Source organism: Nocardioides sp. NPDC092400 (assembly GCF_040684155.1).
Classification (GTDB): domain Bacteria; phylum Actinomycetota; class Actinomycetes; order Propionibacteriales; family Nocardioidaceae; genus Nocardioides.
In genome coordinates this window covers 200,430-213,946 of record NZ_JBFBFJ010000004.1, presented here as the reverse complement: position 1 = coordinate 213,946, position 13,517 = coordinate 200,430, and the positions used below count along the sequence as shown (strand labels likewise).

The 13,517-nt window shown below is 74.0% G+C and carries 12 protein-coding genes and 1 pseudogene; 8 read left to right on the top strand and 5 right to left on the bottom strand.

All coding sequences use genetic code 11. The features are described from left to right. Nucleotides 1–43: 43 nt before the first annotated feature. The gene (locus AB0N29_RS14750) at nucleotides 44–493 is read right to left on the bottom strand and encodes a nuclear transport factor 2 family protein (protein WP_364867815.1); all 450 of its coding nucleotides are present in this window, start codon (nucleotides 491–493) and stop codon (nucleotides 44–46) included. 113 nt (nucleotides 494–606) lie between these two features. On the opposite strand from AB0N29_RS14750, the gene AB0N29_RS14745 reads away from it, so the two are divergent. Continuing rightward, nucleotides 607–1,428, top strand: coding sequence for a hypothetical protein (locus AB0N29_RS14745; protein WP_364867813.1), 822 nt, complete (start codon nucleotides 607–609; stop codon nucleotides 1,426–1,428). Here AB0N29_RS14745 and AB0N29_RS14740 read toward each other — a convergent pair. Continuing rightward, entirely contained in the window at nucleotides 1,390–1,848 is a 459-nt protein-coding gene (locus tag AB0N29_RS14740) for an Rrf2 family transcriptional regulator (RefSeq protein WP_300959746.1), read from the bottom strand. The genes AB0N29_RS14745 and AB0N29_RS14740 overlap by 39 nt on opposite strands. Nucleotides 1,849–1,960: 112 nt before the next feature. After that, entirely contained in the window at nucleotides 1,961–2,869 is a 909-nt protein-coding gene (locus AB0N29_RS14735) for a sulfite exporter TauE/SafE family protein (protein ID WP_302268522.1), read from the bottom strand. 268 nt (nucleotides 2,870–3,137) lie between these two features. On the opposite strand from AB0N29_RS14735, the gene AB0N29_RS14730 reads away from it, so the two are divergent. The 3 genes from AB0N29_RS14730 (at nucleotide 3,138) to AB0N29_RS14720 (ending at nucleotide 6,236) form a co-directional block, all read left to right on the top strand. Beyond that, nucleotides 3,138–5,009: an acyl-CoA dehydrogenase gene (locus tag AB0N29_RS14730; protein ID WP_364867810.1), complete on the top strand. Its 1,872-nt coding sequence runs from the start codon at nucleotides 3,138–3,140 to the stop codon at nucleotides 5,007–5,009. A gap of 144 nt (nucleotides 5,010–5,153) precedes the next feature. Next, nucleotides 5,154–5,978: a hypothetical protein gene (locus tag AB0N29_RS14725; RefSeq protein WP_364867808.1), complete on the top strand. Its 825-nt coding sequence runs from the start codon at nucleotides 5,154–5,156 to the stop codon at nucleotides 5,976–5,978. Between the two features lie 30 nt (nucleotides 5,979–6,008). Continuing rightward, the gene (locus AB0N29_RS14720; RefSeq protein ID WP_364867806.1) at nucleotides 6,009–6,236 is read left to right on the top strand and encodes a hypothetical protein; all 228 of its coding nucleotides are present in this window, start codon (nucleotides 6,009–6,011) and stop codon (nucleotides 6,234–6,236) included. Here AB0N29_RS14720 and AB0N29_RS14715 read toward each other — a convergent pair. After that, complete coding sequence (locus AB0N29_RS14715) at nucleotides 6,229–7,104, bottom strand: LysR family transcriptional regulator ArgP (RefSeq protein ID WP_302268525.1); 876 nt, start codon at nucleotides 7,102–7,104, stop codon at nucleotides 6,229–6,231. The two genes, AB0N29_RS14720 and AB0N29_RS14715, sit on opposite strands and share 8 nt — an antisense overlap. A gap of 94 nt (nucleotides 7,105–7,198) precedes the next feature. On the opposite strand from AB0N29_RS14715, the gene AB0N29_RS14710 reads away from it, so the two are divergent. Next, nucleotides 7,199–7,807, top strand: a complete 609-nt coding sequence (locus AB0N29_RS14710) for a LysE/ArgO family amino acid transporter (RefSeq protein WP_364867803.1) — start codon at nucleotides 7,199–7,201, stop codon at nucleotides 7,805–7,807. 6 nt (nucleotides 7,808–7,813) lie between these two features. Here the strand turns inward: AB0N29_RS14710 and AB0N29_RS14705 are convergent, their stop codons facing one another. Continuing rightward, a complete protein-coding gene (locus AB0N29_RS14705; protein ID WP_364867801.1) occupies nucleotides 7,814–9,574 on the bottom strand; it encodes a thioredoxin-like domain-containing protein in 1,761 nt (586 codons plus the stop codon). 75 nt (nucleotides 9,575–9,649) lie between these two features. On the opposite strand from AB0N29_RS14705, the gene AB0N29_RS14700 reads away from it, so the two are divergent. The 3 genes and pseudogenes from AB0N29_RS14700 to AB0N29_RS14690 all read left to right on the top strand — a co-directional run bounded on the left by AB0N29_RS14700 (nucleotide 9,650) and on the right by AB0N29_RS14690 (nucleotide 13,172). Next, complete coding sequence (locus AB0N29_RS14700; protein WP_364867799.1) at nucleotides 9,650–11,416, top strand: SpoIIE family protein phosphatase; 1,767 nt, start codon at nucleotides 9,650–9,652, stop codon at nucleotides 11,414–11,416. A 492-nt stretch (nucleotides 11,417–11,908) separates the two neighbouring features. After that, nucleotides 11,909–12,343, top strand: a pseudogene (locus AB0N29_RS14695) (DUF222 domain-containing protein); the annotation flags it as partial. 34 nt (nucleotides 12,344–12,377) lie between these two features. Continuing rightward, nucleotides 12,378–13,172 (top strand): DUF222 domain-containing protein, encoded by a 795-nt coding sequence (locus AB0N29_RS14690; protein WP_364867797.1) that lies wholly within the window; start codon nucleotides 12,378–12,380, stop codon nucleotides 13,170–13,172. Nucleotides 13,173–13,517 lie beyond the last annotated feature (345 nt).

Genomic DNA, 13,517 nt, shown 5'->3' with positions numbered 1-13,517 from the left:
GTCCGGCCGGCCGACCCCTACCTGCTGACCGGCGGCCCGGGGCTCAGGGGGCCGGGGTGAAGCTCGCCATCGTCCGCTCCGGCTCCCAGTAGGCCTTCATCGAGGCGACCCGGCCGTCGTCGTCGACGACGTAGACCATGACCAGCTCGGTGGTGGTGTGGCTGCCGTCGGCGAAGGACGTGCGGATCCGGCCGACGTTGGCGCAGGTGCGGCCGTTCGCCATCGACTGCTCGATGGTGAACTCGAAGGTGTCGATCGGCGCGATCGCCTTCTCCCAGAACGCCGAGATGCCGGCGTGGCCGTGGTGGCCGCGGCCCTCGGGGTCGAACATCGACGGCCCGACCGGGTCCTCGAGGACCGCGTCCTCGGCGTACACCGTCAGCCACTCCGCGAGGTCCCCCTTCGCGACCGCGGAGTAGGAGCGCTGGGAGGCGGCGCGGGCGGGGTGCGGGTCGTCCGGGGCGTTCCAGACAACGGCGTCGGAGGTGATCACCCGGGCATCGTAGGGCCGGACGAGAACACGTTCTAGTGCCTCGTCACGGACGCTTCGCCCGACGTTCACGGCACGGCCGGCCGGAGGACGGCCGCGCCGGTCACCGTGGCGGCATGCGCCGCCGCGACGCCTTCCTCCACCTCGGGCCGTCCCGGCTCGGGACCGACCTGCTGCACGAGGCCCTCGACGCCCAGCACGACGTCCTCACCACCCGGGGAGTACGCCGCGTCGGGACGCCGGACGCCGCCTTCCGCGCCGCGGTGGAGCTCGGCCGCGACCACCGCGCCTGGGGGTTCCGCCGGCGCGAGGTGGAGGGCGCCTGGGCCGGGCTGTGCCGCGACGCCCAGCGGGACCGCCGCCGCACGCGGGCGGTGCTCGTCTCCGAGCGGCTGCTCGCCGGGCTCCGCCCGCCGCAGGTCGACCTGATGCTGGACCAGCTCGCCGGCTTCCGCCCGCACGTGGTGCTCACCGCGTCCGCACCGGACGCCGGCTGCACCGCGGGCGACCCCGGGACCGACCTGGTCGACGTGCTCGACCGCTGGGCGCCCGCCGTCGGCGACCCCGCGCGGATCCACGTGCTCGTCGTGCCGCCGGGCCCGCGCGAGCGCGCCCGGCTGGCCGTGTGGCGCACCTTCGGGGAGGTGGCTGGCCTCGACGACCTGGCGCTGCGGGTGCCGGCCGCGTGGGCCGACGGGGCCGACGGGGCCGACGAGGAGCCGGTGGCCGCGACGGACCCGGGCCACCGGGAGGAGGAGCACGCCCGGCTGACCGGGCTGGCGCTCACCTGGATCGGCGCGCTGGCCGCCTCCGGGCACGACGTGCGCGGCGACCTCGCCGACCTGCTCCCGGCCCCGCCGCACGCGGCCGGGACCAGCCGGTCGGGCAGACCAGGCGGCTCAGTGCGGCTGCCAGGCGTCCTCGTCCGCGGTGCGTGAGGTGACCGCCTTGGGGAGCTTGCCGTCGGCGAGCGCCTGGATCGAGGTCTGCTCGAAGACGTCGCGCAGCGAGCGCCGCGCGGCGATCCACACGTGCTGGAGCACCTCGGCCGACTCGTTGTAGGTGACCGCCTCGGGACGCAGGCCGTAGACAGAGACCAGCGGGCCGTCGACCGCGCGGATCACGTCGGCCACGGACACGTCGGTGGCCGGGCGACCCATCCGCCAGCCACCGGACTGGCCGCGCTGGGAGATGACGACCCCCGCCCGGCGGAGGTCGGCCAGGATGGCCTGCAGGAAGCCGTGCGGGATCTCCTGCAGCCGGCCGAGCTCCTCGGCGCTCACCGCCTTGCCGTCAGCGCGCGAGGCCATCTCGATCAGCGCACGCAGGGCGTAGTCGGACTTGGCGGAGACGCGCATGGGGTCAGTCTGGCAGAGAAGTCGATCCACACACTCGACTCCTCCCGCGCGGCGGCCGCCGGACGGGGGTCCGGCGGCCGGCCGAGGGGTCGGACGAGAGGGCGGGCGAGGGTCAGACGACCGGCGCGAGGTCCGCCTCGGCGGACCGGGAGGCCTCGAGGGCACGCGCCCGGCGCTCCTGCTGGACCGCCCAGGCGATGCCGGTGACCCAGGCGACGAAGATGACCGCGGCGACCAGGCCGACGACGACGTCGGAGGCCCCCAGCGACTCGGTGATGGTCTTGGAGTTGGTGAGCACGATCAGGCCGCCGGCCGCGACGCCGAGGACGCGGGCGGCGAGCTTCTTGACCAGCCAGGCGGCGATCGGGGCGGCGACGACGCCGCCGGCCAGCAGCGCGCCGGCGTAGGCCCACTCGATGCCCTGCGAGCCGAGGGCGAGGATGAAGCCGAGCGAGCCGCCGACCGCGACGACGAACTCGGAGGTGTCGATCGAGCCGACCACCTTGCGGGGCTCGAGGCGACCCGAGGACAGCAGCGTCGTGGTGCCGACCGGGCCCCAGCCGCCGCCGCCGACCGCGTCGAGCGCGCCGCCGACGAGGCCCATCGGCGCGAGCATCCGCGCCGAGGGCCGGGACTTGAAGGTGGGACGACGGCCGCCGAGGACGAGGAAGCGCCAGATGACGTAGATGCCGAGGCCGAGCAGGATCGCGGCGACCCAGGGCTTGGCGGAGTCGCCGTCGAGGTTCGAGAGGAACGTCGCTCCGGCGAACGCGCCGACGAAGCCGGGGACCGCGAGGATCGAGACGGTCCGCCAGTCCACGTTGCCGAGCTTGTGGTGGGAGAACCCGGACACCAGCGAGGTGCCGATCTCGGAGAAGTGGACCGCTGCCGACGCGGCGGCCGGGGCGATGCCGGCGGCGAGCAGGAGCGTGGACGACGTGACGCCGTACGCCATGCCCAACGATCCGTCGATGAGCTGGGCGAGGAGGCCGACGACCCCCAGGACGATGAGCTTGCGCATGGGTTCTCCAGGTGTGCTCTCGGTGGTTGCACCTCCACCGAGCGGACAAGACTTGGCAGACCGTAACACGTTATTCGGGTGTTTCAGTCGACTTAACCGAGACACACGTCGGATCGGCGTGTCGTGGACCCCTCTGCGGCGCGTCCGGGGCCGGGTCGGTCACGGCCGCTTGCACCGCCCGGACGCCGCGCCTACCATTGAAGTTACTGACCAGTAGTAGACCTGTGCTGGCACACCCACGGACACATCACGAGACGAAGGTGGAGCAGTGAGCCACTACAAGAGCAACCTCCGCGACATCGAGTTCAACCTCTTCGAGGTGCTGGGCCGCGACGAGGTCCTCGGCACCGGGCCGTTCGCCGAGGTGGACTCCGAGACGGCGCGCTCGATCCTCGCCGAGGTCGACCGGCTCGCTCGCGAGGACCTGGCGGCCTCCTTCGAGGACAGCGACCGCAACCCGCCGGTCTTCGACCCGGCCACGCACACCGCGCCGGTGCCCGAGTCGTTCCAGAAGAGCTACCAGGCCTGGATGGACTCCGAGTACTGGCGCCTGCAGATCAGCGAGGACCTCGGCGGCACCCCCGCCCCCTCGAGCCTGGTCTGGGCGATCGGCGAGATGGTCCTCGGCGCCAACGCGCCCGTGTGGATGTACGCCGCCGGCCCGTCGTTCGCCGACATCGTGCACCGCAACGGCAACGACCGCGACAAGCTGATCGCCGGCCACATGATCGACCGTCAGTGGGGCGCCACGATGGTGCTCACCGAGCCCGATGCGGGCTCCGACGTGGGCGCCGGCCGCACCAAGGCCACCCCGAACGAGGACGGCACCTGGAACATCGAGGGCGTCAAGCGCTTCATCACGTCCGGTGAGCACGACATGAGCGAGAACATCATGCACCTCACCCTCGCGCGCCCCGTGGGCGTCGAGGGCGCGGGCGGCCCGGGCACCAAGGGCCTCTCGCTCTTCCTCGTGCCCAAGCACCACTTCGACGTCGAGACCGGCGAGCTGACCGGCGAGCGCAACGGCGTCTACGTCACCAACGTCGAGCACAAGATGGGCATCAAGGTCTCCAACACCTGCGAGGTAACGTTCGGTGACTCTTCCGTCGGTGGCGGCGAGCCGGCCCGCGGCTACCTGCTCGGCGAGGTCCACGACGGCATCGCGCAGATGTTCCAGGTCATCGAGAACGCCCGCATGCTCGTCGGCACCAAGGCGATCGCGACGCTGTCGACCGGCTACCTCAACGCGCTGGACTACGCCAAGTCCCGCGTCCAGGGCGCCGACCTGACCCAGGCCTCGGACAAGACGGCCCCGCGCGTCACCATCACCCACCACCCCGACGTGCGCCGCTCGCTGATGGTCCAGAAGTCCTTCGCCGAGGCGATGCGCTCGCTGGTCCTCTACACCGCCAGCTGGCAGGACAAGGTCCAGCTCGCCCAGCACGACGGCACGATGGACAGCGACGAGACCAAGCTCGCCGAGGCGGTCAACGACCTGCTGCTCCCGATCGTCAAGGGCTACGGCTCGGAGCGCTCCTGGGTGCTGCTCGGCACCGAGTCGCTGCAGACCTTCGGCGGCTCCGGCTTCCTGCAGGAGTACCCGATCGAGCAGTACGTCCGCGACGCCAAGATCGACACCCTCTACGAGGGCACCACCGCGATCCAGGGCCAGGACTTCTTCTTCCGCAAGATCGTCAAGGACCAGGGCCGCGCCCTCGGCCACATCGCCGGCGAGATCTCGAAGTTCATCGAGAGCGAGGCCGGCAACGGGCGGCTCAAGAACGAGCGCCAGCTGCTCGCCACGGCGCTCGACGACGCCAACGCGATGGTCGGCCACCTGATCAACGACCTGATGTCGGCCCAGGACGAGCTCCGCAACATCTACAAGGTCGGCCTCAACACCACGCGCCTGCTGATGGCGCTCGGCGACGTCGTCTGCGCCTGGCTGCTGCTGCGCCAGGCCGAGGTCGCGCTGGAGAAGCTCGGCGGCGAGCCGGGCAAGGACCAGGCCTTCTACGAGGGCAAGGTCGCCGCGGCGCAGTTCTTCGCGGCCACCAACCTCCCGCGGGTCAGCGCGGAGAGGGCGATCGCCGAGGCGACCGACCTCTCGCTCATGGACCTCGACGAGTCGGCGTTCTGATCCCCGCCTGAGGCACGCACGCCGCACGACGCCGCACGACGCCCCCGGACCCCGCGAGGAGTCCGGGGGCGTCGTCGTCGCGGTCGTCGTCGCGCTCGTCGTCGCCGGTTCGAACCAACCGGGCCGGCCGCGCGTCGTACCGGTGTGCGAAGCCTGGTCTCGGCAGCCCTCGTCGGCGCCCTCTCCCTCACCCTCCCCCTCGCTCCGGGCACGTCCGGCGCCACGGAGGCGACACCTCCGCCGCCCGCGCCCGAGCGCGTGACCATCGACCTCGCCGGGGCGCCCCGCGGCCCGGCGCCGCGCGGCGACTGGTTCGACCCGCGCCGGCAGGCGATCCACAGCGACGGGCGCACGGTCGCCCTCGAGCCGCGGCTGCGGGTGCCGCTGGTCGGCATCCAGCGGGCGGACGGCGGCTGGGTCGCCGCGGCGTACGGCCTCAACAACACGCGCATCATCCGGATCCGGCGGGACGGGAGCTGGTCGACCATCGTCCGCGAGCCCGACGCGCCCGGGGGCGAGCTGGACCTCGACTTCCTCGTCAGCCCCGGTGGCGGGCGGCTGGCGTACGCCAGCGACGGCGACGACTCCTCCCACGTGGTCGTCGCCCGGGTCGACGGCACCGAGGTGGACCGCTTCGCGACCCAGGGGGCCGAGGTGCTCGACTGGGCTGAGGGCCGGGTGTGGGTGACCGTCAACCGGTACGGCGGCGGGGCGCCGCCGCGGCTCGCCGAGTGGCGGCCGGGCTCGGAGCCCACGGTGCGGACCGAGCGGCGGCTCGGGCGCCTCGACGGCCTCGACGTGCGCAGCGGGGTGGCGTGGCGCGACGACTCCGGCCGCCGCGGCCTCAAGGCGATCCCGCTGCGGAGCGACGACTGGTCCGCGTGGACCCGGAGCGGCTACCGCTTCGACGGTGTCTCCCCCAGCGGCCGGTACGCGCTGACCTACACCGACACCCCCGAGTCCCCCTAGGAGGAGTACGGCTTCCACGGCCGGCTCGTCGTGCGCGACGCCCGCACCGGCTCGCCGGTGACGGTGTTCACCGGGCGGCACCAGGTCGGCGCCGTCGACGGCCCCGTGTGGGAGTCGCGCCGGACGATCCTGGCCGTCGTCCACGACGAGGACCTGCGCCTCGTGCTGGTGCGGCTGCACGTCGGCGGCCGGGTCGAGGTCCTCTCCCGCGCCGGCACCGGGCGGGGCGAGCAGCCTGGCGTCGTGCCGATCACCTGAGGGTGCGGCGCGCCGCGACGCGCACGTCGTCGGACAGCGCGTCGAGGAGCGCCGAGCGCAGCCGCCAGCGCTGCCAGTGCAGCGGCACGTCGAGGTGGTGGCGGCGGTCGAGCAGCACGAGCCGCCCCGCCTCGACGTCGGGCCGCAGCTGCGGCTCGGGCAGGGCGCCCCAGCCGAGCCCGAGCCGGACCGCCTCGAGGAAGTCCGCCGAGGTCGGCACCCGGTGCACCACCGGCGGCAGGCCCAGGCCCCGTGCGGCGAGCAGCTCGTGCTGCAGCGCGTCCTTGTCGTCGAAGACCACGGCCGGGATCCGGGCCCAGTCCGTGCCGCGGCCCCGGCGGTACCGCTCTGCCAGCGCCGGCGCGGCCGCCGCGGCGTACCGCAGGGTGCCGAGCGGCTCCACCGAGCAGCCCTGGACGGCGACCGGGTCGCTCGTGACGGCGGCGAGCACCGTGCCGGCGCGCAGCAGGTCGGCGGACCAGGCCTGGTCGAGCACGTGCAGGCGCAGGGCGGCGTCCCCGCGGTCGGCGACCGCGCCGAGCACCTCACGGAACCAGGTCGCCAGGGAGTCGGCGTTGACGGCGACCGGCAGCTGCGCCACCCCGACGTCGTCCCCGCCCAGCGCGCGGACGGTCTCCTCGTGCAGCAGGGTGGTCTGGCGGGCCAGGCGGAGCAGCGCCTCGCCGGCCGGGGTCGGCTCCGCGGGCACCGTACGCCGCACGACGACCTGGCCGACCTCGGACTCCAGCGCCCGGATCCGCTGGCTGACCGCGCTCGGCGTGAGGTGGAGGTGCCGCGCGGCGGCGTCGAAGGTGCCGTGATCGGCGATCGCCGCCAGCGCCGAGAGCCAGGCCGGGTCGAGGTGCACGTGCCCCACCCAACCAGGACGGTCATAAGAACCGCTACAGGTAGTGCAGGAACCTTCGCTGGTCTGCAGCCCAAGCCCCGTCTAGCGTCGCCGTGTGCTCATCGGAGACCTCGCCGCCGGGTCCGCGACCGGACTCGCCCTCATCGTCGCCATCGGCGCCCAGAACGCCTACGTGCTGCGGCAGGGCCTGGCCCGCGACCACGTGGGCCTGGTCGTCGCGATCTGCGCAGTCTCCGACCTGGTGCTGATCCTCGCCGGCGTGGCAGGCATCGGCACGGTCGTCGAGCGGGCGCCGTGGGCGATCGACGTGGTGCGGTGGCTCGGCGTCGCGTTCCTGTGCTGGTACGGCGTCTCGTCACTGCTCCGCGCGCGGCACCCGGACGCGCTGGCCGCCTCGGGCGGGGCGCGGCTCACGCGCCGGTCGGCGGCGCTGCGGGCGCTCGCGCTGACCTGGCTCAACCCCCACGTCTACCTCGACACGGTGCTGCTGCTCGGATCGGTCGCCGCCACCCACGGCGACCCCGGTCGCTGGTGGTTCGCGGTCGGCGCCTGCCTGGCGAGCGTGCTGTGGTTCTCGGGGCTGGGGTACGGCGCGCGGCTGCTCGCCCGGTTCCTCGCCAGCGCGCGGGCCTGGCAGGTGCTCGACGTGCTCATCGGGCTGACGATGCTCGCGATCGCGCTGCGGCTCGCCACCGGCGGCTGACCGGGGTCAGCCCTCCACGCCGCCCAGCGGCAGCACCAGCCGCGGCTCGGCGCCCCCGGCGATCCGCACCGGGACGCCCCAGTCCTGCTGGTGCATGTGGCACGCGGCGCCCTCGCCGCCGGCCTCGTCGCAGGAGGCCGCGCGCGCCGCGACGTGGAGCACGCCGTCGCCGACGTGCGGGTCGAGGACGATCGTGCGGGCCAGGTCCGTGCCGCGTCCCCCGCCCTCGCGGATCAGCTGGGGCGGCGTCGCCTCGACGAGCAGCTGCGACGGCGGGCCGAAGCGGTCGTCGACCTTCTGCCCCGGGGGCGGGGTGAACGCCACCACCAGCTCCAGGGTCGCCGTCACCTCGGTGACCGGCCGCTGGGTGGAGTGCGCGAAGCCGTCCGTGCGGGTGCCGGCCGAGCCCAGCGGCACCCGGGTGAGGCGGTGCGCCCCGGACTCCACGACGACCAGCTCGGCGCCGTCGACGTACGCCGCGGAGGGCTCGGCCAGGCCGCCGGCGAGCGTCGTGACCTCGCCCGGCCCGTCGTCGGTGACGGCGATCCGGCGGACCGCCCCGTTGTAGGTGTCGCAGACCGCGACCGAGCCGTCCGGCAGGACCGTCACCCCGAGCGGGTGCTGCAGCAGCGCCTGGTCGGCCGGTCCGTCGCGGAAGCCGAAGTCGAAGAGGCCGGTGCCGACCGCGGTGCGGACCTCGAGCGCGCCGTCGGCCGCCTCCTGCACCCAGCGGACCGAGGAGGTCTCGCTGTCGGCGATCCAGAGCCGGTCGCCGGCCGGCGCGAGCCGGGAGGTCTGGGCGAACCACGCCTCGGCGAGCGGGCCGTCGAGCAGCCCCTCGTTGGCGGTCCCCGCAGCGACCTCGACGGCACCCGTGCGGGGGTCGAAGGTCCACAGCTGGTGGATGCCGGCCATCGCGACCCAGACCCGGTCGCGCCACCAGGCGACGTCCCAGGGGCTGGAGAGCCGGTCGGTGCCGTCGCCGGCCATCCACTGCCGGCCGTCGCCGGCGAGCACGCGGGTGGAGCCGTCCGCGAGCGCCAGGCCGTGGAGGCGGTGGCCGACGGTGTCGGCGACGACCGCGTCGTACCCCACCTCGGCGGCGACGTCCGCCGGCAGCAGGCAGAGGCCGTTGGGCTCGCGGAAGCCGCCGGTCCGGCGCAGCACCGCACCCCCGGCGTCCAGCTCGACGACCTCGTCGTGGCCGGCGTCCGCGACGAGCACCCGCCCGTCGGGCAGCGGCACGGCCGAGGCCGGGAAGCGGAGGTCGGTGGGCTCCACGACCGGCGCGACGTACGGCGAGTCACCAGGCTGGAGCGTGCCCTTCGCCCGGTGCTCCTCGACCAGCTGGCCCAGCAGCGCCTCGATCGCGTGGGCGTGGCCCTCGCCGGCGTACTGCCCCACGACGTACCCCTCGGGGTCGACGAGCACGAGGGTCGGCCAGGCGCGGGCGGTGTAGGCCTGCCAGGTGACCAGCTCGGGGTCGTCGAGGACCGGGTGGGTGACCGAGTAGCGCTCCACGGCGGCGCGCAGGGCGTCGGGGTCGGCCTCGTGGACGAACTTCGGCGAGTGCACGCCGATGACGACCAGCTCGTCGGCGTGCTTCTCCTCCACCGGCTTGAGCTCGTCGAGGACGTGCAGGCAGTTGATGCAGCAGAAGGTCCAGAAGTCGAGCAGGACGAACCGGCCACGTAGGTCCGCGAGGCGGACCGGGCCGTCGGTGTTGAGCCAGCCGCGACCGACCAGCTCCGGGGCACGCACGCGCATGGGTCCATCCTCGCCCACGGTGGCTAGGCTCGCCGGCGGCGGGCTCTCCCGCGGCACGACGGCGGGAGGGGCCGGATGACCACGACGCGCTCGGCGGACGTCGACACGTCCTTCGACCGGTACGCCCGGATGGTGCGGCGCGCGCTGCGGGTCCCCGTCGCGCTGGTCTCGTTGGTCGAGGCCGACCGCCAGGTGTTCCCCGGAGCGGTCGGGCTGCCGGCGCCGTACCAGTCCACGCGCGAGACGCCGCTGTCCCACTCCTTCTGCCAGTACGTCGTCGCCGACGCCGCCCCGCTCGTCGTCGCCGACGCCCGGCTCGACGACCGGGTGCGCGACAACCTCGCCATCCCCGACCTGGGCGTCGTGGCGTACGCCGGGTGGCCGATCACCGACCACACCGGCGCGGTGGTGGGCTCGCTGTGCGCGATCGACGACCAGCCGCACCTGTGGCAGCAGGACGAGCTCGACAGCCTCGCCGACCTCGCCGCGGCCTGCTCGGCCGAGCTGACCCAGCGGCGGCTGCGGGACCTGGCGATCGAGGGGCAGCGCGAGGCGCAGGAGCTGGCGCACCGCAGCCGCGTGCTGCTCGCGCTCAGCGAGGGCCTCTCGCGGACCCAGACGCTCGCGGAGGTCGCCGCCGCCGTCGAGCGGGTCTCCCTCGACGAGCTCGACTGCCTGCGCGCCGGCCTCTGGCTGCACCGCTCCTCGCGCCCGGTCACCGCCGACCTGCCGCTCACCGTGTCCGACCCGGGCGACGCCGCCGTGGAGCTCCTGCAGTACGTCGAGCCGACCGGCGGGTCGACCTGGGAGTCGGCCACGCGGCACGCCGCGCTGCCGACCGACGACACCAACCCGGTCGGTCTCGCGCTCCGGCTGGGCGAACCGGTCTCCTTCACCTCGGTAGCGGAGCAGAACGCGCGCTGGCCACACCTGGCCACCGACGCGCAGGTGGGCGAGGCGCGGATGTTCCTGCCGCTGGTCGTGCGCCGGCAGCAGATCGGCACGCTCGTGCTGGTCTGGGCGCGGACGCGGGAGTTCAGCGACGGCGACCTGGCGACGTACCGCGCGATGTCGGCGTACGCCGCGCAGGGCGTCGTCCGCGGTCGGCTGCACCAGGAGCGCACCGAGGCGCTGGTGACGCTGCAGAGCGCGATGCTGCCGCGGCTGCCGGAGCCCGACGACCTCGAGCTGGCCGCGCGGTACCGGCCGGCGGCGCAGCGGCAGCAGGTGGGCGGCGACTGGTACGACGCGGTGGTGATGCCCGACGGCAACACCACCCTGATGATCGGCGACGTCGTCGGGCACGACATCGCCGCCGCGGCCGTCATGGGCCAGCTGCGCACGATGCTCCGCGCCATCGCCTGGGCCGTCGACGACGCCCCCTCCGCGAACGTCACGCGCCTCGACCTCGCCGTCCGCGACCTCCACGTCGACGCGATGGCGACCCTCGTCTACGCCCGCATCGAGCAGGACACCGACGGCCGCCGGCTCGTGCGCTGGACCAACGCCGGCCACCCGCCGCCGCTGGTCGTGGAACCGGACGGCACGACCCGCTGGCTGCAGGGCCCGCTGCCCGAGCTGATGCTCGGTGTCTCCCCGTCCGCGCCCCGGGGCGACCACCGCTCCTACGTCGCACCCGGCTCGCTGCTACTGCTCTACACCGACGGCCTCGTCGAGCGCCGCGGCGAGGACCTCCGCCTCGGCCTCGACCGGCTCGCCGCCTCCGCCGCCCGGCACGCCCCCGAGCCGGTCCCAGCCTTCCTCGACCACGTCCTCTCCGACCTCGGCGCCGACACCGCCTCCGACGACGTCGCCGTCCTCGCCGTCCGCTTCGGCGACTGACCGCGTCCGCTGGTCGAGCAGCCGAGCCCCGGCGAGGCGTCGTCGAGACCCGGTGAGGCGCAGGGCTCGGGCCTCGGGCAATCGCCTCCGGCTTCCGGGTCATCGGTGGTTGCGGTGGGGGCAGCTACGGAGGGTACGGCGGGTGGTCGCGGCGGTCTCCCGACTCCCGCTGGTCGAGCAGCCGAGCCCTGGCGAGGCGTCGTCGAGACCCGGTGAGGTGCGCAGGACCTCGGGTGCGCGCCTCAGGCTTCCTGGTCATGGGTGGTTGCGGCGGGGGCAGCTACGGGAGGTAGGGCTGGTGGTCGCGGCGGTCCCCCGACTGCCGCTGGTCGAGCAGCCGAGCCCTGGCGAGGCGTCGTCGAGACCCGGCGAGGTGCGCAGGGCCTCGAGCCTCTGGGGTCGCCGAGAAGTTCCTGAACTCGTGGTCCACGATGTGGCCTGACCTGGGGAAACGACCTCGGGACTGTCGGTGGTCGGTGCTTGAGTAGACCCATGGCCAAGGACTCCCGACGCAGCGCACACGTGGTGTCACGCGCCGTCGCGAAGTCCCACACCCGCCTCGACCGAGCCCACGAGTCGCAGGTGTGGTCGATGTCCGACGACGACGTCACCGCCACACTCCTCGAGGCAGCGCGCCTCCGCGCCCGGGTCGAGGCGCTCGAGCTCCGCCTCGCCGCCGAGGCCGACCGCCGGCACGCCGGCGGACGGGACGGTGCCACCGACACCGCCGCCTGGTGGGCGGTCGAGACCCACCAGACCCGTCCCGCTGCGAAGCACCGCATGCGGCTGGCCGAGTCCCTCGACCGCCACTGCCAGACGGCCACGGCTTTCGCCGAGGGCGAGGTGTCCGTCGACCACGCACGCGTCATCACCGAGTGCCTCGACAAGCTCCCCGCCGACCTCGACGACCCGACCATCCCCCTCCGTGCCGAGCAGCACCTCCTGGCCGAGGCACGGCACCGTGACCCCAAGGCCCTGCGGGGTCCTGGCCAAGCACGTCCTCATCGTCGTCGCACCCGAGATCGGCGAAGCACGCGACGCGAAGGCCCTGGAAGCCGAGGAGCGGCTCGCCCGCGAGACCGCGTGGCTGACCATGAGCCCCGACGGGCGCGGGTCGGTGGTCGGGAAGTTCAAGATCCCCGAGCTCCACGGCGCCATGCTGAAGAAGACGCTCCTCGCGTTCGCCGCCCCGAAGCACCAAGCGGCCACCCAGGAACCAGGCGGATCCGAGCCCGTGGAGCGGCGGCCGTGGCCGGATCGGATGGGTGACGCGTTCTGCGAGCTCCTCGAACGCCTCCCCACCGCTTCCGTGCCGAAGCTCGGCGGCCTCAACGCCTCAGTCGTCGTCACGATGGACATCGCCTCGTTGATGGGTGGCCTCGCGCCCGGTGTCCTCGACGACGGCAGCACCATCTCCGCAGCCACCGCACGCAGGCTCGCCTGCGAAGCAGGCCTGATCCCCGCCGTCCTCGGCAGCAAGTCAGAGCTCCTGGACCTGGGGCGCACCAGCCGCCTCTTCACCGGCGCCCAACGCCGAGCGCTGAACTTGACCCAGCCGACCTGCACGGCAGAAGGCTGCGACTGGCCCGCCCACCTCTGCCACGCCCACCACGACCACCCCTGGTCCGCCGGCGGCGCCACCGACCTGGCCAACGCCCGCAACCTCTGCCCCAGGCACCACGCCCGCATCCACGACCCCGCCTACGACACCAGCCACCTGCCCGGAGGAAAGGTCGCCTTCCACCGCAGGACATAGGCCGACCCGAGCGACTCCCTCCGCCACCGCGACCACAGCGGTCGACCCCCGCCGACCGTGAGCCGACAAGCAGCCGCGCCCAGGACCTCGACCCCAGCGGCCCGCAACCACACGACTCGAAAAAACCTGCCCTGGCACCACCCGCCGGCCCGACGACCACCTGACGCCCTGCGCACCTCGCCGGGTCTCGACGACGCTCGCTCGCGCTCGCTGCTCGACCAGCACGGGCCGGCCAGACGACCCCCCGACGCCCTGAGCACCTCAGCGGGTCTCGACGACGCTCGCTCGCGCTCGCTGCTCGACCAGCGGCCGCACCCCGAGGCCCTGCGCACCTCACCGGGTCTC

Coding starts and splice junctions, on each gene's coding strand:
- AB0N29_RS14745 (WP_364867813.1), top strand. CDS start 607: ATGCGCCGCCGCGACGCCTTCCTCCACCTCGGGCCGTCCCGGCTCGGG.
- AB0N29_RS14740 (WP_300959746.1), bottom strand. CDS start 1,848: ATGCGCGTCTCCGCCAAGTCCGACTACGCCCTGCGTGCGCTGATCGAG.
- AB0N29_RS14735 (WP_302268522.1), bottom strand. CDS start 2,869: ATGCGCAAGCTCATCGTCCTGGGGGTCGTCGGCCTCCTCGCCCAGCTC.
- AB0N29_RS14705 (WP_364867801.1), bottom strand. CDS start 9,574: ATGCGCGTGCGTGCCCCGGAGCTGGTCGGTCGCGGCTGGCTCAACACC.
- AB0N29_RS14700 (WP_364867799.1), top strand. CDS start 9,650: ATGACCACGACGCGCTCGGCGGACGTCGACACGTCCTTCGACCGGTAC.